Raw genomic sequence first — 19,958 nt, forward strand, 5'->3', positions numbered from 1 at the left:
TGTCGTGGTGGTAGGGCCGTGCGGGCAGCCGGTCGTAGGCGAACCGGCGCTGGGGTTCGGCCAGCGGGATGAGGCCCTCCGTACCCCCCGGGGGTCAGGCGTCGGCTCTGGCGGGGGCGCGGCGGATCAGCGCGCTGAGCCCGAGACCGAACCCGGCGGCCGCCGCCGCGGCCGCCGGGACCAGGCCGGGGCTCATGGCGACCGCCGCGCCGCCGAGGACTCCGCCCAGGGCCGCCCCGACGTACACCGAACTGCTGTGCACCGCCATGGCCTGCGAGGCGGCGCGTGTACCCGCCCGGTCGAGCATGAGCGTCTGCAGGCTCGGCGGCACCGCCCACGCGGCGGCTGACCAGGCCATGAGCAGGGGCACCACCGCCCACACGGGCACCGGGGCCACCAGCCACAGCAGGGCCATGGCGGACATTGTCAGGCAGAAGAGCACGACGGCGCACAGGAAGGCGCGCAGCGGTCCGAGGCGGTCCACCAGGCGGCCCGACGCCTGCGTGCCGAGCAGGCCACCGACGCCGGAGCACACCAGCAGCACCGCCAGCAGGGCGGGGGTGACACCGGAGAGCCCGGAGAGGGCGACCGCGACGTAGGTCTGGAAGGCCAGGTTCCCGGCCACGGTCAGGACGGTGATCGCGAGGACGACGGCCACGGTCCGGTCGACCAGCGGGCGGACGAGGTCCGCCAGGGCCTGGGGCTCCTCGTCGGTGCCCTCCGACCCGGCGGGCAGGACGCGGGCGGCGAGAGCGAGGGAGCCCAGTCCCAGGAGCCCGCCGAACACGAAGGTCGCCTGCCAGCCCAGCAGGGCGCCGATCCACGTCCCGAGGGGGACGCCGATCAGGATGGCGCCGGTCAGGCCCGTCATGACGGTGGCCAGGTAGCGGCCCCTGTGCTCGGGCGGGGCCTGTGTGCTCGCGATCGCCAGGGAGGCGGGCAGGACCACCGCCGCCGCCAGCGCCGCCACGACCCGCAGGGCCACGAGCGGGAGGTAGCCGTCGACGAGCGGCACGGCGGCGTTGGCGGCGGTGAACACGGCCAGGGCCCAGAACAGGGCCCGTCTGCGCGAGATCCGGGCGAACAGGACCGCCCACAGGGGCGCGGTGAGCGCGTAGACGAGGGAGTAGACGGTGACGAGCTGTCCGGCCGCGGCCTCCGACACGTCCACGTCGGAGGCGATCGAGGGGAGCACGCCGATGATGATGAAGTCGTCCGTCTGGACCGCGAAGGCGGCCAGTGCCAGGGCGAGGAGCCACAGGGGAGGCCGTTGGAAACCACTCATGGGATAAAGGTAACAAGTGTTTCCCTTATCCGTGTGCCAAAGTGGCCTTCCGGAGGTGGGGCACCATGCCACGGATCGCGGACCCGCGCCGTCGCCGGGACGTCGTCGACGCGGTGATCGGCCAGCTCTCCCGCACGGGCATCGGTAACTTTTCGCTGCGTGCCCTGGCCGAGGGGCTCGGGCAGAGCACCCGTGTGCTCACCCACCACTTCGCGGACAAGGACGCCCTCGTCGCCGCCGTGCTGGAACGGCTGGACGAGCAGCAGCACGAGGCCCTGCGCGCCACCCCCGGTTGGGAGGACCCCTCCGTGCCGGTCGGCGCCATCGTCCGCTCCACGTGGAAGCGCAACCTCGGCTCCGGTGAGGTGGCCACGACCCGCCTGATCCGCGAGATCGAGGGCCTGGCCGCCAGCGGCAGGCTCCCGTGCCCGGTGCCGGGCTTCGCCCGCAGGCGCGCGGAGTTCGTCGCGGCGTGCCTGGCCGCGCGCGGCCTGGACCCGAAGGCGGCCCTCGTGCACGCCACCGTGCTCAACGCCGCCTTCGCCGGACTGGAGACCGACTACCTCATGACCGGTGACCGGGAGCGGACCGAGGCCGCCCTGGAGGACCTGTGCGCCTGGGTCGACTCCCGCGTGGCCGCGGCGCGATCCGGCGGGTGAGGCGGGAGGCCCGGCACCCGGCGGATCGCTGGGTGCCCGGCCCGCGCACCCGTCCTCGCGTTCTGAGCCCCGCCCGCGCACCCGCCGGAGGGGACGGGGGAGGGGGTCCGCCCGACTGCCCGGAGCCGATTGGTGCGCCCGCGCCCTCCCGGGGCTCCCGGAGGGCCGGTCGGTCGAAACCAGAACATACTGAGATCCTGTTCACATCCAGTGCGCGGCGTCCTCGTCTGGCCCGCCTGAAGCAGCAGCTGGTACGGTGGCAGCCGCTGTGACCAGACAAGGCGTGAGGGGAGGTGCTGTGATGTCCCGGACAGCGGCCACGGCGCCCCCGCCGCGTCGTCACACGCCCGTCCTCCTCGAAGGCGCCCACTTCCGCGCCCTGGACGTCCACGCCCGCGTCGGCCGTTCGCGCTTCGCCGAACGACACAAGCTGCCCGTGCGTAACCCCCGCCCCCTGGGCACCAACGGCTACTCCACCTCGTGGGGTACCAACGCCCACGGCGAACTCAGCTCCTGCCCGCCCGGACGCAGCTGACCCTCCCGCCTCGGTCGAGGCGTCTTCTCTTCTCCGCATGACGGTCGCCCCGTGTCCGCGCGCCGTCGGTCACCGGCCTGCCCAAAGCGCCGGTGTCTGACGTCATCGCCCGCGGTCCTCTTCGGCTACCGGTCCGCCCAAGGCACCGGTAACCGACGTCAGTGCCCGCGGTCCTCTTCGGGTTCCGTCCTGCGCGAGGCACCTTTCGCGTGCCCTCTTCCACCTTTTTTCGCTGAACGCCGACCGTGCCGCGCCCCCGTGCGCCACGGCCGTCCCCGGCGTGTGCCCGCATGCCCGGGGACCGGCGCGCAACCGTGAAAGGACAGCGGCGTGCTGCTGCTCCTCCTTGCCGTACTCACCGTCACCACACTGCTCGTCCCGCTGCTGGAACGCCCGCTGGGCCGCGCCGCGGGGTGGCCCATCGCCCTGGTACTGGCCCTGGCGGCCCTGTGGGTCGGCGCCCAGGGGCCCGCCCTGTGGAACCACGACCGGGTCCCGGAGGCGTCCCTGCCCTGGATGCCCGCCCTCGGCGTGGGGCTGCACCTGCGCATGGACGGCCTGGCCTGGCTGTTCTGCGTGCTCGTACTCGGCGTGGGCGCCCTGGTCACGGCCTACTCCACCCGCTACTTCCCGCCCGGGCGCAGGACCGGCTTCTACGTCCTGATGAGCGCCTTCGCCCTGTCGATGACCGGTCTGGTCCTGGCCGACGACGTGGTCCTGCTCTTCGTCTTCTGGGAGCTGACCACGATCTGCTCCTTCTACCTGATCGGCCTGTCCGGCCCGGGTGCCTCACGGCCGGCGGTGCGCACGTTCCTGCTCACCGCCATGGGTGGTCTGGCACTGCTGACCGCGGTGGTGCTGCTGTGGGTGCGCACCGGAACCACCCGCCTCAGCGCGATCCTGGGCGACCCGTCCTGGACCCAGGACACCGCCTTCACCGGCACCGTGGCGGTGCTCGTCATCGTCGCGGTGTTCACCAAGTCGGCCCAGTTCCCCTTCCACTACTGGCTGCCCGACGCCATGGCCGCGAGCACCCCGGTGAGCGCCTACCTGCACGCGGCGGCGATGGTCAAGGCGGGCGTCTACCTGGCGATGCGCTTCTCCCCGGCCTTCACCGACACACCGCTGTGGGGCGCCACCCTGATCGTCACCGGTCTGGCCACCGCCGTGATCGGCGCCGTGCTGGCCCTGCGACGGCACGACCTGAAGGAACTCACCGCCTACTCCACGGTCAGCCAACTCGGCTTCCTCATCGCCGTCATCGGTGTGGGGACCCCGCAGGCGCTCGTCGCCGCCGCCGTGCACACCGCGGCCCACGCCCTGTTCAAGTCGGCGCTGTTCATGTCGGTGGGCGTGATCGACCACCAGACCGGAACCCGGGACCTGCGCGAACTCGGCGGTCTGCGCCGGACGATGCCCGTCACCGCGTCGGTGAGCGCGCTCGCCGCCCTGTCCATGGCCGGGGTCCCCCCTCTCCTGGGATTCGTCAGCAAGGAGAACCTCTTCGAGGCGCTTCTGCAGGCGCCCGGGCCCGCCTGGGCCGGTCCGGCCGCCGGGGCCGTCGCGGTCGCCGCGGCTTCGTTGACCTTCGCCTACGCCTTCCGGTTCGTGTACCTGGCCTTCGGCGGGAGCGGCAGGGGCCGTCCCGACCGGGAGCCGCCCCGGGAGGCGGGCGCGCTCCTGCTGGCCGCCCCCGTGGTCACCGCGGCGGCGGGCCTGGTCCTGGGACTGGGGGTGGCAGCGCTCAACCCGGCCGTCTCCCGGGCGGCCGGCGACGCGGTCCTCGCCCCCGCGGACTCCCACCTGGCGCTGTGGCACGGACTCAACCCCGCCCTGGGGATGTCGGCCGCCGCCCTGCTCCTGGGCGCCCTCCTGACCCGGGCCTCCCGCTCCGGGGAGAGGCTCGCCGGGCTCCGCCTCCTCCCCGTCCGGGGCACAGGCGTCTTCGAGCGCGTGCACGCGGCGGTCATCACCCTGGGAAAGCGGGTGGGCGACCCGACCCGCACCGACGCGCCCACCCGCCACCTGGCCGTGCCGTTCGTCATGCTCATCGTGCTCGCCGCCGTGGTCTCCTCCCTCGGGCTGGACTACGGGCTCGCGCCCGCTCCCACCTCGCGCGCGCTGGACTGGCTCCTGGTGGCGCTGGTGGCGGTCGCGGTGCTCGCCTCGGTGGTGACCCGCTCGCGGATGGCCGCCCTGGCCCTGGTCGGGGTCGCCGGGTTCGCCACCGCGCTGTGGTTCGTCTTCCTGGGCGCCGTCGACGTGGCGCTGACCCAGTTGCTGGTGGAGACCCTGACGGTGGTCGTGGCGGTCCTGGTGCTGCGCCGACTTCCCCGCGAGTTCCACCGGGTCCGCCGTTCACGCACCGCCCTCACCGCGGTGGTCGCCCTGGCCGCGGGAACCGCGGCGGGGCTGGGCGCCTACCTGCTCACCGGCCGCAGGGAGCCCTCCGGGGTCAGCGACTACCTGCTCTCCAACGCGCCCGGGGACACCGGAGGCACCAACGTGGTCAACACGATCCTGGTCGACTACCGGGCCCTGGACACACTGGGCGAACTCACCGTCCTGGGGGTGGCCGGCCTGATCATCATCGCCGTCCTGCGGTCCTCCGGTCTCATCGCGAACGGCGAGGCCTCCTCCCGCGTGGCCGGGACCAACCCGGTCTGGAACGCCGACGACAACACCGTCATCATGCGCACCGTGGCGCGCTGGCTGATCCCGCTGCTGGTGCTGTGGTCGCTCTACCTCCTGCTGCGTGGCCACAACGCCCCGGGCGGCGGCTTCATCGCCGGACTGGTCGGCGGTTCGGCCTTCGCCCTGGCCTACCTGACCGCGCCCAGCGCCTCGGCGGCCCGCATCCGCCTGGCCTACCCGGCCTTCATCGCCGCGGGCGTCCTCACCGCCGCGGCCACCGGGCTGCTCGGCTACGCCGACGGGTCCTTCCTGCGGCCCCTGCACGCCGAGATCCCCCTGCCCTGGGGCGGTTACTACCACTTCACCAGCGCGCTCGTCTTCGACGTGGGGGTCTACCTGGTCGTGGTCGGCGTGCTGCTGACCGCGCTCAACCAGCTGGGGCTGCCCCGGAGCGGCCGTGAGAGCCCCCCGGAGCCCGACGCGCACCGCACACCCGACCCCGTCCAGCACGGTCCGGCCACCGGAGGTACCCGATGACCCTGGCCATCACGATCGGCGTCCTGACCGCCGGAGCCGTCTACCTGATCCTGCAACGCGGCATGGTCCGCGTCGTCCTGGGCTTCGTCCTGCTCAGCCACGGGGCCAACCTCCTGCTGCTGTCGGCGGGCGGAGCCTCCCGCCGGGGCGAACCCCTGCTGGGACGGGACACCGGCGCCGCCATGGCCGACCCCCTGCCCCAGGCGTTCGTGCTCACGGCGATCGTCATCGCCTTCTCCATCACCATCTACATGCTCGCCCTCGCCGCGACCGGTGGGAGCGACGACACCGAGGACGCCTCATGAACCCCGTTCTCCTGCCCGTGCTGGTCGCGGTCCCCCTCCTGGGCGCCGCGCTGCTCGTCCTGCCCCTCGCGCGTGCGGCGGCCCGCGCCCTGTTCCTGGGGACCAGCGCCTTCGCCCTCGCCGCCGGTGCCGTCCTGCTCTGGGCCACCCGGGAGGGACAGGTGCACGCCCACCAGGTGGGCCTGTGGCCCGCCGGGGTGGCCGTCCCCTTCGCCGCCGACACCTTCAGCGCGCTGATGGTCACCACGACCGCCCTGTTGGTGCTGGTGTGCTCGGCCTTCGCCGTGGCCACCGGCGAGGCCGACCGGCGCTTCTTCCCGTCCCTGGTCCTGGTGCTGTCCGCCGGGGTGTACGGGGCCCTCCTCACGGGGGACCTGTTCAACCTCTTCGTGTTCGTCGAGGTGATGCTGCTGCCCTCCTACGGGCTGATGGCCATCGCCGGGACCCTGCGCGGCCTGCGGGGCGGACGGACCTACGTCGCGGTCAACCTGTTGACCTCGACCGTGTTCCTGGCCGGTGTCGCCCTGGTCTACGGCGCGGCCGGAACCGTGCAGCTCGGCGAACTCGCGGGCGCCGCCCAGGAGTCACCCGTGGTCGCGGTCGCCATGGGCGTGGTGCTGCTGGCCATGTCGGTCAAGGCCGCCGTCGTGCCGGTGCACGGATGGCTGGCACGCACCTACACCGCGCCCTCCCCGGCGGTGACCGCCCTGTTCTCCGGCCTGCACACCAAGGTCGCCGTCTACGCGATCTACCGCCTCTACGCGGTGGTCTTCGGCGGAGAGTCCTCGCTGCTGTGGGTGGGCCTGGTGCTGTTCGGCGCGACCATGCTGGTCGGGGTCCTGGGCGCGGTGGGGGAGAACACCACCCGCTCGATCCTGGTCTTCCACATGGTCAGCCAGATCGGCTACATCCTCCTCGGCGTGGCCCTGTTCACCGAACTGGGACTGATGGCGGGCATCTTCTACCTCGTTCACCACATGGTGGTGAAGGCGTCCCTGTTCCTGTCCACCGGCGCGATCGAGCACGTCCACGGCACCGGCGCACTCGACCGGCTGGGAGGCCTGGCCCGCCGGGAACCGCTGCTGGCCCTGGCCTTCCTGGGTGCGGCCCTGTCCCTGGCCGGGCTGCCCCCCTTCTCCGGGTTCGTCGCCAAACTCACCCTGGTCGCCGCCGCCTTCGCCGACGGCCAGTGGGCGGTCGCCGCCCTCGCCGTCGCCGTCAGCCTCATCACCCTGATGTCGATGCTCAAGATCTGGGGCTCGGTGTTCTGGGGCCCCGTCCCGGACTCCGGCCCCGAGCCCGGGGGCGGACGGCCGGTCGAGGGGGCCGCGACGGCCACCGCGGCCCCGGCCGCCACGAGGATGCGCGCGGGCCTGGTGCTGCCCGCGGTGGCGCTGACCGGCGTCACCCTGTGCGTCGGCCTGGGCGCCCAGTTCCTGCTCGACCTGAGCGCCCTGGCCGCGGCCCACCTGCTGGACACCTCCACCTACGTCGAGGCGGTGACGAACCGATGACCCCTCTCCTGCGCCGGGCCCTGCGGATCGCGTGGTTCCCGTTCTTCTACGGCTCCCGGGTGGTGACCTCCACGCTCCGGGTCGCCTGGGACATCGTCACCCCCGGCAGCGCCTCCGTGCCCGCCCTGATCGAGGTCCCGTTGCGCTGCCGTACCGACCTGGAGATCACGGCCGTCGCCAACATGGTCTCCCTGACCCCCGGAACGGTGACCGTGGCCACCCGCACCGACCCGCCCACCCTGTGGGTGCACGGCATGTACACCGCTGACGAGTCGGCCTTCCTCGACGACATCCACCAGATGGAGGACTACCTGTTGGGCCTGACACGTACCGGACGGACGAAGGCCGCGCCCCGGGGGGAGGAGACCCGATGAACCCCGTCGACATCGCGCTGCTGCTGCTCGGCGCGTCCATGGCGGTCGCCGCCTACCGGATCCTCAAGGGCCCCGACACGGGGGACAGGGCGGCCGGGGCCGACGTGGTCCTCTTCGGTTTCGTCGGCCTCGTGGTCGTCCTCGGCCTTCGCGTCGACTCCGACCTGGTGGTCGACATCGTGCTCGTGTGCGCCCTCGTGGGGTTCCTCTCCGCCCTGTCCCTGGCCCGACTGATCTCCGGAGGCAAACGATGACCCCGTTCGAGACGCTCGCCGTGGCCTGTGTGATCGCCGGCGCGTCCGTCTTCGCGGTGGGAGCCCTCGGCCTCGTGCGCCTGCGCGACTTCTACGCCCGCCTGCACGGGGTGTCGGTCTCGGCCGGTCTGGGGACGGCCCTGCTCCTGCTCGGCCTGCTGCTGTGGTTCCCCTCGGTGGAGAACGCGCTCAAGATCGGCCTGGCGCTGCTCGTGCAGTTGGCCACCGCGGCGGTGGGCGGCAACGCCCTGGCCCGGTCGGGATACCTGGCGGGAACACCCCTTTCCGCCGCCACCCGGCACGACGCCCTCGCCGACGCGGACACGGACCGTTCGGAGGAGGGCTGAGCCCGCGTCGTGCCGGTGGCCCGCCGCCACGGCCACCGGCACGAGGAGGTGGCGACCATGGATGACATGTTCGTCGGCGGATCGCGGACCGCGTTCCAGTTCCTGGCCCTGCTGGCCACCGTGCTCAGCGCCCTCCTGCTCTCCCGGGAGCTGCGCACGCGCGCACGGTCCCACAGGATGCGCGGTTCCCGGACGCCTCCGCTGCGGGACCTGCCCCGCTCCGGCACCCCGGTCCTGGTCGACGGGAACGCCGTGCCGGGGCCCTCGGGACCGCTGGTCGCCCCCTACTCCGGGACCAGGTGCGTGTGGTACCGGACCGAGGTGTGGGACCACCGCCCCGCCGAGGACTCCCACCACGAACGCCTGCGCGTGACCCTGGTCCACACGGAGCAGAGCGAGGCGCCCTTCCGGCTCCGGGACAGGACGGGGAGCGCGTGGTGCCACCCCCGCGGGGCCGTCACGGACAAGGTCGACCTCACCCACGACTCCTTCGTGGTGGACCCCCTGGCGGAGGGCGCTTTCGGCAGGACGGAGGCGAGGCGGGAGCTGCGGCCCGAGCACGCGCATTCGAGCGCCGGCCGCTCCTACCGGGAGTGGGCCGTCGCGCCCGGGACCCGCCTCCTGGTCAACGGAACCGCCTACGAGTGGAACGGGGAGACCCTCGTCGCGAGCTCCTGCGACGGGTACCTGCTGCTCTCGACGCGCACCGCCCCGCAGTTGTACGACGCCCACCTGACGAGGCAGGTCCTCGCCGGAGCCGCCTTCCTCGGATCGCTCGCGCTCACCCTGTGGCTCTCGTGACGGTTCACGCCGGGTTCTCGGAGGCGGTCGGCCAGCCCACGGGCGAAGGCGCTGCCGACCGCCGTCCGGACCCGCGCGGCGGCGCCCTGCGCCGTCGAGCCGCCGGAACCCGCGCTCCGGAACCGGACACTTCTGGAGCAGGCACTTTCGAGGCGGACACTTCCGGGCCCGGCACAGGACCCGACCGGGGCTCCGGCCGCCCCGGGCGTCAACCGCCGTCCTGTTCGAGGTCGAAGCGCTCGCGTGCCCGCTCGATCTCGGGCGTGTGCGCCGAGATCCAGTCGAGCAGCACGTCCACCGGGTGCCGGAGGGTCTTGCCCAGCGGGGTGATCCGGTACTCGACGGCGACCGGCCGCGAGCCGACCACCGCGCGGTGCACGATGCCGTTGCGTTCGAGGCGGCGCAGGGTCGCGGTGAGCGACTTCTGGGTCACCGAGGGGATCGCGCGGCGCAGTTCGTTGAAGCGCGAGGGGCGCTCGCAGAGCACGTTGAGCACCTCCATGGACCACTTGTCCAGGATCTGGTTGAGGAGCTCGCGGTGCGGCGCGGTGATCCCGATGTCGTCGTGGGCTGCCTGCCCGGTATCCGTCATGACACCTGGTTTCGTTGCAGTTTCTTTCTGATACCAGGTATCAACATTAGACCAAGTCGGCACCAGTAGCGAGGACACAGGCAATGGCCGTTCAGCGTTTCACCCCCGAGGGCATGATGCAGCCCACCCCGTACCACCACGTCGCGGTCGGCACCGGTACGCGCCACGTGCACGTCAGCGGACAGGTCGCCCGCCGCGCCGACGCGACCCCGGTGGCCCCGGGCGACCTCGCCGGGCAGGTGGCCCAGGTGCTGCGCAACACCGCGGTCGGCTTGGCCGGGGCGGGAGCGACGTTCGACGACGTCCTGCGGCTGACCTTCTACGTCACGGCGTGGGAGCCCGGCAAGATCGACGCCTTCATGGCGGGGGTCGCCGAGGTCGCCGAGGAGGTCGGCCTCCCGACGCCGCTGCCGCCCTCGTCGCTCATCGGCGTGGACTACCTCTTCGAACCCGACGTGCTCGTCGAGGTCGAGGCGACGGCCGTCCTCGACTGACGGCGGTTCACCGGCCGCGGCGGGCGGAGGACGTGACGCCCTCCCCGTGCGTCGGGTAGGAAGGGGGCGGCCGCCGGTTCGTGGACGCGGGGGCGCGGCCCACGGGCGCGGCGGCCTCGCGCCCGCCTTGTTCGGGCTGGTGGAGGCGCTCTGACGTAGATATTTGTCGTGCGACAACAAAAAATCCGCTCTGCGGCTTTTGAAGTTGTTTCTGAGGGAACGGTAGTGGTCGCACCGGCGCCGCCCGCCGGGCCGCGGCACCCGAACCGCGGTCGCCGGCGGGGCAGCGCACCGGTGTCTGCCGAGGCAGACAGACAGGAGCACACAGGACCAGAGCACCGGGGGTTTCCTCTTGTCCACCACGTTGAACAAGAACACCGTGTCGCAGACCGACACCGACCACACGACCCTCATCCCCAGGACGCGCACGTCCTCCCCGGGGAAGGAGATCCCGGTCGAGGAACTCCTCGCCGAACTCCACGGCCTGGACGGCGACGACCCGCGCGCGGTCAGACTGCGCGAGCAGGTCGTGGTCCGCTACCAGCCGCTGGTCAACAAGCTCGCCCGCCGCTACAACGGCCGGGGGGAACCGCTGGAGGACCTCAAGCAGACCGCCATGGTCGGCTTGGTCAAGGCCATCCACGGCTACCAGCCCGATCGCGGCAAGCCCTTCATCTCCTACCTCATGCCCACGGTCACCGGTGAGATCAAGCGGCACTTCCGCGACCACACCTGGGCGATCCGCGTCCCCAGGCGCCACCAGGAGAACCGGATCAAGCTGCGCCAGGTGCTCAACACCTTCCAGCAGACCCACGCGCGCGTCCCCACCAACGCCGAGATCGCCAAGGAGATGGGGCTGGACGAGGAGGAGGTCGTCGAGCTCGTCCAGGCCTCGGAGTCCTACCGCTCCCTCTCGCTGGACGCCCCCGACTCCTCCGACTCCGACGGCCAGGAGGGCTCCCGGCTGGAGGACCACCTGGGCAGCGAGGACGAGGGCCTGGAGCGGGTCGTGCAGCGCGAGTCGCTCAAGCCCGCCCTGGCCCGCCTGCCCGAGCGCGAGCGCGAGATCCTCAAGCTGCGCTTCTTCGGCGACCACACCCAGACCGAGATCGCCGACCGCATGGGCTACTCCCAGATGCACGTCTCCCGGCTGCTGAAGAACACCCTGGAGCAGCTGCGCGAGGACGTGGGCGAGCGCGGACCCGCCCGGGGCTGAGGACCCCGAACGCTTTCCGGAGGGCGCCACGGGGGCCGCCCTCCGGAAAGCGGGCCGTCCCGCTCCGGTCGGCCCTGCGGCGGGTGCGGCGGGACCAGGAAACCCGTGAGGCATTCGAGCGGCCCGCGCGGGCGCGGCTCCGGAGGCAGGTCCGTCGATCGCCGCCGCCCGGGCGACGTGGCCGTCCGGACGGAGCGGGAGTCCGTCCTCAGCGGTCGCGGCTCCGAGGTGCTCAGCCCGTCGGCTGCGCCGCCCCGGCGTCCTGCTCGGCCGCCTCGTCCTCCGCCTCGGTCCGCCCGCCGCCGAACACCTCCCCGACGAGCCGCCGCGTCGTCTCCTGGAACGTCTGCGCCAGGGACAGCCCGGCGTCGTCCACGTAGGTCAGTGAGGCGGTCAGGGTGCTGCCGCCGTCGGCCGTGGCGTACATCAGCGCCGCCGAGCCCGCGATGCCGCCGTTGTGGTGGAAGAGGGTCCGGCCGTCGGTCTCCTGGACGAACACCCCCAGGCCGTAGCCGACCTTCTCCTCCGGAGTGCGCATCTGCGCCAGCAGCTCGGGCGGCAGGAGCCTGCCGCCCATCAGCGCGGAGAAGTACGTGTGCAGGTCCCGGGTGGTCGAGACCATGTCACCGCCGCTGGAGATCCAGGAGGGGTTCTGCCGGGTGACGTCGACCGTCCTCTCCCGGCCCTCCTCCTCGTACCGGTAGTAGGCGTGGGCGTGCGGCTCGGGGACCTCCGTCTGGGTGGTCGGCACCACGGTGCCCGTCAGCCCGAGCGGGCCCAGGATCAGCCGCCGCGTCTCCTCGGCGAGCGAGCGGCCGGTGACCCGCTCGACCAGCAGCCGGGCCAGCACGTAGTTGGTGTTGGCGTAGCTCCAGCCCGTCCCCGGCTCGAACCGGGACGGCTCGGACAGGGCCAGCCGCACCAGCTCCTCCGGCGGGTAGGTCCGGAACCGGTCCTCCACCCACTCCCGGCCCGACCAGGTGATCCCCGGCGCGAAGGTTCCGTCCTCGTGGACCTCGCCGGTGTGGTTGAACACCCCGCTGGTGTGCTGGAGCAGCATCCGCACCGTGATCCGCCGGTCCAGCCCGAACTCGGGCAGGTGGTCGGCCACCCGGTCCTCCAGTCCGATCCCGCCCTCGGCCACCAGCATGAGCACCGTGGTCGCGACGAAGTTCTTGGTGGCGCTGCCGATCCGGAAGTGCCCCTCGGTCGGCGGCAGCTCCGGCTCGCCCAACCTGCGCGCCCCGGCGCTGCCGACCCATTCGCCGCGCTCGTCGTGTACGCGCAGTTGCATTCCGACGAAGCCGGAGTCGACGGTCTCCTGCATGATCTTGTGCAGTTCCGGACGGTCCTGCTCGGTGGGGGCGAGGGACATGGTGGTGTGCTCCTTCGAAGCGGTGACGCGGTGGGAGTGGGGGAGGGGCCTCAGCGTGGGGGCGTGGATACCGGGTTCGGTGGTGCCGTTGTCCTTGAGGGCGTTCGGCGCTGGCGCGGCGCGATGTTTCTGACGGTGGAAAAGCTACGTTGCGTTCATTTTTGCGGCAATGGAAATTCCATGCGGAATCCCCGCATGCGCAGGTAAACGCCGGGAAATTATTGCAATGGTTTGGAATCTAATGCGATGAACTCCATGCGGTGCATTGCAATGGCTGGAAATCGAACGCTACGGTCGCCCGTCCCCGGCGATCACGCGCGAGGCGGTGCGCGACGGGGGGCGATGCGCCGCGCCCGGACCGCCCTTCGGCCTGCGCGGGCGCCGTCCGTGTGCCGACGCGGCCCGGCCGAACCTCCCGGCTCAGCCGCGGCCGTCCCGTGCGGGGCACAGGACGGCCGGGCCCGGCCGGGGGCGCTCAGAACCCGAGGCGCCGGGAGGGCGTGCGCCAGGAGCCGGCGAAGACCGCCGCCGACGTCTCCGGGTTTTCGAAGTTCCCGATGCGCTGCCCCTGGAGGAGTTGGAGCGCGGGGAACCTACCCTTCTCGAACAGGAGGATGTTCAGCGAACCGCCGTACTTGAAACATCCGATCTCCTCCCCCTTGGCCACGTCGACGGGTTCCTCGGGGGTCACCTTGGCGAATTTCGACCTGAACTCGACGGAGGCGATCGAGTTCAGCCCCACGGGGACCATTCCGACCAGACCGTTGTCGTCCTCGCCCGTGGCGATGACGAGATAACCCCGGCGGAAGTACTCGAACATGCTGTAGTCGTACCCGTATCCGACGTTGCCCTTGTTGAGCAGTTCGGGGAAGTTGCGCATTCCGTAGTAGACGCCGCCGACGTCGTCACGCGATTCCAGCACGCGCCCCCTGACGGGGGAGTGGTAGCGGTGGTACGACTTGGGCAGCAGGATGCAGGACACCGCCGTGCCGCCGACGAACCTGCTGGCGTAGTCGGAGCCGTCGAGCAGCTGTCCGACGTTCATGGTGACCGTCTTGACCGGGATCCGCGTCTCCTCGGTCAGTTCGTCGACGATCATGTTGATGACGCAGTCGGCCGGCGCGACCACCACGGATTCGTCGTCGGGGGCGTCGATCGGTCGCTTTCCCTGTTTGACCTCACGGACGAAGAACTCGTTGAAGTTCTTGTAGCCGCCGGCCGGGACGACGTAGTCGTCCATCCTGCGCCCGAGCTCCCTCATCCACTCCTCCGCCAGGCCGAGGGAGGCCTCGGAGTCCATGTAACGCCCCTGCAACTCCGTGAAGAGGGCGGTCATCCGGCATCCGGGGCCGGAGGTGACGAAGACCATGCCGTAGTCGTTCTCGTAGTTGATCCAGCTGAACTTCTCGATGTAGTTCAGCCCGCTGGAGACACCCGGCCGCCACTGGTCCCATTCGCGGAAGAAGTCGCACAGGTCGTTGATCGTCCTTTCGCGCCAGTCGTAGCGGACCTCCTCCGGCGCGTTCTCGGGGATCGGTTTCACGTGCCTGATCGCGGCGTCGTACATGGTGGCGAAGCCCTCGAAATCCTCCCTGTACCAACTCTCGACCAGTTCGACGAATTCTTCGATGTCCTGGATCTGGTCCTGTGTCAATGCTCCCCCTCTGTCGTTTCTGCCGGGCTTGCACGACTTCGGCGCGGTGGTCGGCGGTCAGCAGTCGGACGCGTTTTCCGCCGGATGTGGAGAGCGGTCGAACTGGCGCGGTCCCCGTTCGAAGCGCCGACCTTCGCCCGCGACGCGAAGCGTATGCGCGCCATCGGGGGTTCCCGGGGCGCGCGAGGCCGTAACCACGGAGTGGCTTTCTGCTTTTCCCACGGCAGGATTGGTGATCGCTATTCCTTTTTGGGGCGGCGATGCGAGGGGTTTGTCCGTGTGCTTTCGGCTGGGTTCCGTCCGGATTTACCGCCTGTCCGCGCCGGGGGGTTCCGCGCCGGTCGGCGCGGTACGCGCCGGTACGACCCGCCGCGGGTGGGGCGCCCGCCGCCCCGGTGCCGACCGGCCGCGGGAGCGTCCCCTTGCGTCGGCCAGCCCCATCCCGCCTCTGCCGACCAGTCCCGCCGGAACGGGAATCGCGAAACGGCCCCGGGCCCGCCGGTGTCCGTGGTTGCATGGCGTGCGTACCCGCCTCAACCGTCCCCGGACACGGAAGGGCCCGCGTGAACACACCGCCGACCATCCCGCGGCAGGAGCGGGACCGCGGCACCGCGGACGTGCGCGCCCTCGCGCGCCGAGGCGGCGGCTGCGGCCTGCCCCCGGAGCACACGGCGCCTCCCGGAGCGGGGCGGGGCCGATGACGCGGACGGTGCGGGTGGGCTCGCGCGGCAGCCGCCTGGCCAGGGCCATGGTCGCCGAACTCCTGGACCGGCTGCGCGCCGCCCACCCCGAGGTGGTGTGGACGCAGCACACCGTCATGACCGCGGGCGACCTGGACCGCACCACCGCCCTGGGCGAGCTGTCCGCTTCGGGTGCCGGGGTGTTCGCCTCCCGGGTGGAGGCCGCCCTGCTGGCAGGGGAGGTCGACGTGGCGGTCCACTCCCTCAAGGACCTGCCCACCCAGACCACACCCGGCACGGTGCTCGCGGTGGTACCCCGGCGCCACGACGTGCGCGACGCCCTGTGCGGAGCCACCCTGGACACCCTGCCCGAGGGCGCGCGTGTGGGCACCAGCGCGCCGCGCCGCGTCGGCCAGCTGCTGCGCGCCCGTCCCGACGTGTGCCCGGTACCGGTCCGCGGCAACGTCCCCCCGCGGCTGCGGCACATGCGCCGGAAGGGGTGGGGCGGTCTGCTCCTGGCCGCCGCGGGCCTGCGCAGGTTGGGGATGTCCGACCAGATCACCCAGGTCCTCGACCCCTGGGTCTGGCCGCCCTCGCCCGCCCAGGGCGCGCTGGGGGTGCAGATCCGCACCGCAGCCGGGGACGCCTGGCTCCGGGGGCTGCTGTCGGTCGTGCACGACGCGGCCACCGAGACCGCGGTGCGCGCCGAACGCGCCCTGCTCGCCGCGCTGGACGGCGGCTGCCACGTGCCTGTCGGCGCGACGGCGGTGGTCCAGGGCGCGTCGCTGCGATTGCTGGGCCAGGTCACCTCGGTCGACGGCCGCCGGTCGGTACGGGTCGAGCGGACCGGCTCCCCTGAGGACCCCGAAGCCCTCGGGGCCGGGGTCGCCGGGGAGCTGCGCGAGCGCGGTGCCGCCGACCTGCTCGCCGGGCCGCCGACCCCGGCGTGAGCCGGTTCGGTGTGCGCAGCCTGACCAGCAGCACCCAGGACATGCGCCGACCCCGGCGTGAGCGGGTTCAGCCCCCGCCCGCGGCCTCCCGGCGGGGGCGCGGAGCGCCGGCCCGGTTCTCCCGGGGCGTGACGATGTTGAACTCCGGGTCCGGCTCCTCCAGCAGGCCGAACAGCGTGGTGAGCAGTGACGCGTCGCCCGAGGTGTCCAGGTCCTCAGAGCCCCCGCCCGCGACCAGGCCCAGGAACCCGGGCTTGGTGAGCGTGACGGTCAGGTCGGCGCCACCGCCGCCGGGGGACTCCCAGCAGATGAGCGCCCCGTTGGACAGTTCGGTGCGGTGGCTCGTGTCCAGGTCGGTGAACACCCAGTCCACGGTAAAGCGGTGGTCCCAGGCCCGGGGGCCGTCGATCCGGACGGCCAGGGAGTCGAAGAGCTGTTCCACGGTGAGCGCCGAGGCCATACCCCCGCCGATGGCGAGCGGTTGGGCGCGCGGCGCTCCCCGCAGCTCCCGCGCGCCCTGGAGGTAGAAGTTGCGCCAGGTGCCGCACTCGGCCCCGTGGCCCAGTCGCTCGTACACCCCGGCCAGCGCCTCCCTGGCCCCGGTGTGGTCGGGGCGGGCGTATACCGCGTGGTCGAGCAGGGTGGCGGCGAAGCGCAGGTCCCCCTCGTCGCGGTACCTCCCGGCCTTGGCCACCACCTCCTCCACACCGCCCATACAGTCGACGTAGCGCCTGGCCTCCTCCACCGGCGGGTGCTCCCACAGGTGGGCGGGGTTGCCGTCGAACCAGCCCATGTAGCGCTGGTAGATCGCCTTGACGTTGTGGCTGACCGAACCGTAGTAGCCGTGGGTGTGCCACTCCCGCTCCAGCCCGGGCGGCATCCGGATCTCCTCGGCGATCTCCGACCCCACCATGCCGCGGTTGACCATGCGCAGCGTCTGGTCGTGGAGGTAGGCGTACAGGTCGCGCTGCTGGGACAGGAAGCGGACGACCTCCCCGCCGCCCCAGGTCGGCCAGTGGTGCGAGGCGAACACCACGTCGGAGTCGCGCCCGAACAGCTCGACCGCCTCGTTGAGGTAGCGCGACCAGACCCGGGCGTCGCGCACCAGCGCGCCGCGCAGGGTGAGCAGGTTGTGCAGGTTGCGGGTGGCGTTCTCGGCCATGCACAGGGCCCGGTACCCGGGGAAGTGGAAGTTCATCTCCGAGGGCGCCTCGGTGCCGGGCGTCATCTGGAAGACCATCCGCACCCCGTCCACGACCTCCTCCTGGCCGGTGCGGGTGATGTCCCGGTTGGGTTCCAGGAGCGTCACCGTGCCGCTGGAGGTGCTCTGGCCGAGGCCGTCGCCGATCTGCCCGTCGGGGCCCTTGGGCAGGAGGACACCGGTGTGGAAGACGCCCCGCCGTCCCATCGCGGTACCGGCGTAGACGTTCTCCGACACCGCGTGCTCCATGAACCCGGCCGGTGCCAGGATCGGCACGTTCCCGTCGGTGACCCCGCCGACGCCGCCGAAGTGGTCGATGTGGGAGTGGGTGTAGACCACCCCGGTGACCGGGCGGTCGCCCCGGTGCCTGCGGTACAGCTCCAGCCCGGCCGCGGCGGGCTCCGCCGACACCAGGGGGTCGATGACGATGACGCCGGTGTCGCCCTCCACGAGGGTCATGTTGGACAGGTCGAACCCGCGGATCTGGTAGACGCCCTCGGTGACCTCGTACAGCCCCTGGCGCGAGCACAGCCGGGACTGCCGCCACAGGCTGGGGTTGGCGGTGTCGGGGCAGGGCCCGTCGAGGAAGGCGTAGGCGTCGGCGTCCCACACCACGCGGCCCTCGGCGTCGGTGATCTGCCCGGGTTCGAGCCGGGCGATCAGCCCCCGGTCGGCGTTGGCGAAGTCGGCGGTGTCGGTGCGCTCGGGTCCGGTCGTGGTCAACTCTTCCTCCTGGCTCCTGGGCACGGAACGGTCGGTCGGGGTCAGGAGCGCGGGGCCTGGACGCACTGGGCCGTGGCCGCGCGCGCTCCCGTCGTCGCCGGGCCGCCCGGTCGGGCTGTGGACAGGCCCGACCGGGGCGAGCCTTCCCGTAGGCGTCTTTGGCTAGAACCAGCGACCGGCAAAGGGGGTATCCGCCCCGCCCCGCCTCGGCGCCGCCGGAGGCCTCGTCGTGATCGCCCTGGACGAGGAGGAACTCGTGCCGTGCACGCCCACCGCCCCCGAGGTCCGCCGACACCTCCCCCGGCTGGCCGCCGCTGACGGCTGACACCGGAACGGACAGGCCGCGCCCGGGGCGTGGGCGTCCAAGCCCGGCCGTACACTACGGGGCCGGGGCGGACGCCCCGTTCCCCACTCCTGGGAAGGCAGCACCGACCATGGCCGGTTTCTTCGAACGTCTCCTCGGCCCCGAGCCCATGAGAAGGCCGATCGGCCAGGGCACGGTCGACGAGGCGCAGGCCCTCGTGCGGGCGGACCGCAAGATCGAGGCGATCAAGCTCGTGCGCGAGCGCACCGGCGCGGGACTGGCCGAGGCCAAGCACGTCGTCGACGCCGTCGAGCAGGGCCACTGGATCCCGGTCGAGCCCGCGCCCGGTCAGAGCCTCGCCGACCGGGCCCGGGAACTGCTCGCCCAGGACCGTGCGGCCGACGCCGTCACGACGGTCTCCCGCGAGACCGGGATGACCGAGGCCGAGGCCACCCGCTTCGTCGACGCCCTCGACCGCTGAACCCGGCGGCGCCGCCGCGCCGTGCCCGCAGCGCGCGCCGTCCTCCGCGAGGCCGGGGCCATCCCGCTCCGGCGGTGCGTGAGGGGGGTGAGACGATATGCGGGAGATGTCAGAGAGCCAGCCGTGCCGTCCGTTGCGCGCCGGGGTGTTCACCCTGGTGTGCGCGAGCGTGTCCGCGCACGGCCACGCCCTCGGCTCCGGCCACGACGTCCCCCTCGTAGGCCTCCTGCTGGGCTGCGCGGCCGTCCTCGGTGTCTCCTGGGCCGCCGCCCGACGCCGCTACGGCCCGGCGATGCTCGTCGGCTGGATGCTGTGGGGGCAGCTCGCCCTCCACGTGGCCTTCAGCTACACCCAGAACACCGGGCGGGGCCGGACCCCGCACGGCGCCCACTCCGCCGACGCGGTCGCCCACTCCGCCCTGTCGGGGTGGCAGATGATCGCCGTCCACGTGCTGGCCGCGCTGGTCAGCGCGTGGTGGCTGCACCGGGGGGAGAACGCGCTCTTCGCGTTCCTGCGCTTCATGGCGCTCACCCTCCTCCCGCTCCTGCTGGTCCTGGGCTGGGGCTCCGTGCCGCCCGTCCGGGCGGGCGGCCCCGGGCGGTGGAGTGAAGAGCGCCCGCCGTCGCTCCTTCCCTACCTGCGCCACACCCGGGTCCTGCGGGGCCCGCCCGCCCCGCTCGGCGCCGCCTGAGCCTTCGGCGTAATTCCGTCCGTCGCACCGTCCGCGCCGTGCCCGCTCCCGGCGCGCGGAGCCGTCGTGCGCGCCGTGACCCTCCGTCCGCGCCACCGGCCGCGGTCCTCTCCCGTGCTCCGGCCGCTTCGCGCCGCCCGCCGAGGGCGTCTGCCGACCGGCACACCCGGGCCCCGGTGACGCGACCGCGCTGATCCGCTTTCCGCGGTGCGCCCGGGCGGACCCCGCGCCGCCTTCCGCGCGCTCCGGGGTCCCACGCGCCCGCGGCGCGGGGTTCCCGCGTTCCGCGTGCCGTGCGCCGCGACCCGGCGCCTGTGCCCGGCGAGACCGCCCGGTCCGCCACGCCGGGAAG

19 protein-coding genes are annotated in these 19,958 nt (G+C 72.5%); 14 read left to right on the forward strand and 5 right to left on the reverse strand.

The window, feature by feature from the left end; translation table 11 throughout:
- Nucleotides 1-94 precede the first annotated feature (94 nt).
- Complete coding sequence (locus tag AC0VX6_RS12360) at nt 95-1,285, reverse strand: MFS transporter (protein WP_475468719.1); 1,191 nt, start codon at nt 1,283-1,285, stop codon at nt 95-97.
- 65 nt (nt 1,286-1,350) lie between these two features.
- Between AC0VX6_RS12360 and AC0VX6_RS12365 the strand changes: the two genes are divergently transcribed.
- The 9 genes from AC0VX6_RS12365 to AC0VX6_RS12405 all read left to right on the forward strand — a co-directional run bounded on the left by AC0VX6_RS12365 (nt 1,351) and on the right by AC0VX6_RS12405 (nt 9,245).
- Nucleotides 1,351-1,944 (forward strand): TetR/AcrR family transcriptional regulator, encoded by a 594-nt coding sequence (locus AC0VX6_RS12365; RefSeq protein WP_274977664.1) that lies wholly within the window; start codon nt 1,351-1,353, stop codon nt 1,942-1,944.
- Between the two features lie 301 nt (nt 1,945-2,245).
- The gene (locus tag AC0VX6_RS12370; protein WP_475468721.1) at nt 2,246-2,479 is read left to right on the forward strand and encodes a hypothetical protein; all 234 of its coding nucleotides are present in this window, start codon (nt 2,246-2,248) and stop codon (nt 2,477-2,479) included.
- A 330-nt stretch (nt 2,480-2,809) separates the two neighbouring features.
- Entirely contained in the window at nt 2,810-5,650 is a 2,841-nt protein-coding gene (locus AC0VX6_RS12375; protein ID WP_475468723.1) for a DUF4040 family protein, read from the forward strand.
- Nucleotides 5,647-5,955, forward strand: coding sequence for a sodium:proton antiporter (locus AC0VX6_RS12380; RefSeq protein WP_274977667.1), 309 nt, complete (start codon nt 5,647-5,649; stop codon nt 5,953-5,955). The genes AC0VX6_RS12375 and AC0VX6_RS12380 overlap by 4 nt, the downstream gene beginning before the upstream one ends.
- Nucleotides 5,952-7,469 (forward strand): monovalent cation/H+ antiporter subunit D family protein, encoded by a 1,518-nt coding sequence (locus AC0VX6_RS12385; RefSeq protein ID WP_475468725.1) that lies wholly within the window; start codon nt 5,952-5,954, stop codon nt 7,467-7,469. The genes AC0VX6_RS12380 and AC0VX6_RS12385 overlap by 4 nt, the downstream gene beginning before the upstream one ends.
- Nucleotides 7,466-7,843: a Na+/H+ antiporter subunit E gene (locus tag AC0VX6_RS12390; protein WP_475468726.1), complete on the forward strand. Its 378-nt coding sequence runs from the start codon at nt 7,466-7,468 to the stop codon at nt 7,841-7,843. Before AC0VX6_RS12385 ends, AC0VX6_RS12390 begins: the two co-directional genes overlap by 4 nt.
- Nucleotides 7,840-8,097: an MrpF/PhaF family protein gene (locus AC0VX6_RS12395; RefSeq protein WP_248770173.1), complete on the forward strand. Its 258-nt coding sequence runs from the start codon at nt 7,840-7,842 to the stop codon at nt 8,095-8,097. The genes AC0VX6_RS12390 and AC0VX6_RS12395 overlap by 4 nt, the downstream gene beginning before the upstream one ends.
- Nucleotides 8,094-8,444: a cation:proton antiporter gene (locus AC0VX6_RS12400; protein WP_475468729.1), complete on the forward strand. Its 351-nt coding sequence runs from the start codon at nt 8,094-8,096 to the stop codon at nt 8,442-8,444. Before AC0VX6_RS12395 ends, AC0VX6_RS12400 begins: the two co-directional genes overlap by 4 nt.
- 57 nt (nt 8,445-8,501) lie before the next feature.
- Nucleotides 8,502-9,245 (forward strand): GIDE domain-containing protein, encoded by a 744-nt coding sequence (locus AC0VX6_RS12405; RefSeq protein ID WP_475468731.1) that lies wholly within the window; start codon nt 8,502-8,504, stop codon nt 9,243-9,245.
- Nucleotides 9,246-9,453: 208 nt separating this feature from the next.
- Here AC0VX6_RS12405 and AC0VX6_RS12410 read toward each other — a convergent pair whose 3' ends face one another.
- Nucleotides 9,454-9,837, reverse strand: coding sequence for a winged helix-turn-helix transcriptional regulator (locus tag AC0VX6_RS12410; RefSeq protein WP_013152803.1), 384 nt, complete (start codon nt 9,835-9,837; stop codon nt 9,454-9,456).
- 83 nt (nt 9,838-9,920) lie between these two features.
- Here AC0VX6_RS12410 and AC0VX6_RS12415 point away from each other — a divergent pair, with 83 nt between their 5' ends.
- Nucleotides 9,921-10,331: a RidA family protein gene (locus tag AC0VX6_RS12415; protein WP_475468733.1), complete on the forward strand. Its 411-nt coding sequence runs from the start codon at nt 9,921-9,923 to the stop codon at nt 10,329-10,331.
- Between the two features lie 352 nt (nt 10,332-10,683).
- On the forward strand, nt 10,684-11,547 hold the full coding sequence (locus tag AC0VX6_RS12420) for a SigB/SigF/SigG family RNA polymerase sigma factor (RefSeq protein ID WP_475468735.1): 864 nt from the start codon (nt 10,684-10,686) through the stop codon (nt 11,545-11,547).
- Between the two features lie 232 nt (nt 11,548-11,779).
- On the opposite strand, the gene AC0VX6_RS12425 is transcribed toward AC0VX6_RS12420, so the two are convergent.
- Together AC0VX6_RS12425 and AC0VX6_RS12430 are read right to left on the reverse strand one after the other, a co-directional pair.
- Nucleotides 11,780-12,922, reverse strand: coding sequence for a serine hydrolase domain-containing protein (locus AC0VX6_RS12425; RefSeq protein WP_475468737.1), 1,143 nt, complete (start codon nt 12,920-12,922; stop codon nt 11,780-11,782).
- 475 nt (nt 12,923-13,397) lie between these two features.
- Nucleotides 13,398-14,576, reverse strand: coding sequence for a phosphatidylserine decarboxylase (locus AC0VX6_RS12430; RefSeq protein ID WP_475468738.1), 1,179 nt, complete (start codon nt 14,574-14,576; stop codon nt 13,398-13,400).
- Between the two features lie 697 nt (nt 14,577-15,273).
- On the opposite strand from AC0VX6_RS12430, the gene hemC reads away from it, so the two are divergent.
- Nucleotides 15,274-16,206, forward strand: a complete 933-nt coding sequence (gene hemC / locus AC0VX6_RS12435) for a hydroxymethylbilane synthase (protein ID WP_274977676.1) — start codon at nt 15,274-15,276, stop codon at nt 16,204-16,206.
- Between the two features lie 67 nt (nt 16,207-16,273).
- On the opposite strand, the gene AC0VX6_RS12440 is transcribed toward hemC, so the two are convergent.
- On the reverse strand, nt 16,274-18,130 hold the full coding sequence (locus AC0VX6_RS12440; RefSeq protein ID WP_475468741.1) for an alkyl/aryl-sulfatase: 1,857 nt from the start codon (nt 18,128-18,130) through the stop codon (nt 16,274-16,276).
- A gap of 434 nt (nt 18,131-18,564) precedes the next feature.
- Between AC0VX6_RS12440 and AC0VX6_RS12445 the strand changes: the two genes are divergently transcribed.
- Nucleotides 18,565-18,915 (forward strand): ribosomal protein L7/L12, encoded by a 351-nt coding sequence (locus AC0VX6_RS12445; protein WP_274977678.1) that lies wholly within the window; start codon nt 18,565-18,567, stop codon nt 18,913-18,915.
- A 97-nt stretch (nt 18,916-19,012) separates the two neighbouring features.
- Nucleotides 19,013-19,606, forward strand: coding sequence for a hypothetical protein (locus AC0VX6_RS12450; protein WP_274977679.1), 594 nt, complete (start codon nt 19,013-19,015; stop codon nt 19,604-19,606).
- Nucleotides 19,607-19,958: the final 352 nt, after the last annotated feature.

The organism is Nocardiopsis sp. iso_25, from assembly GCF_056173305.1.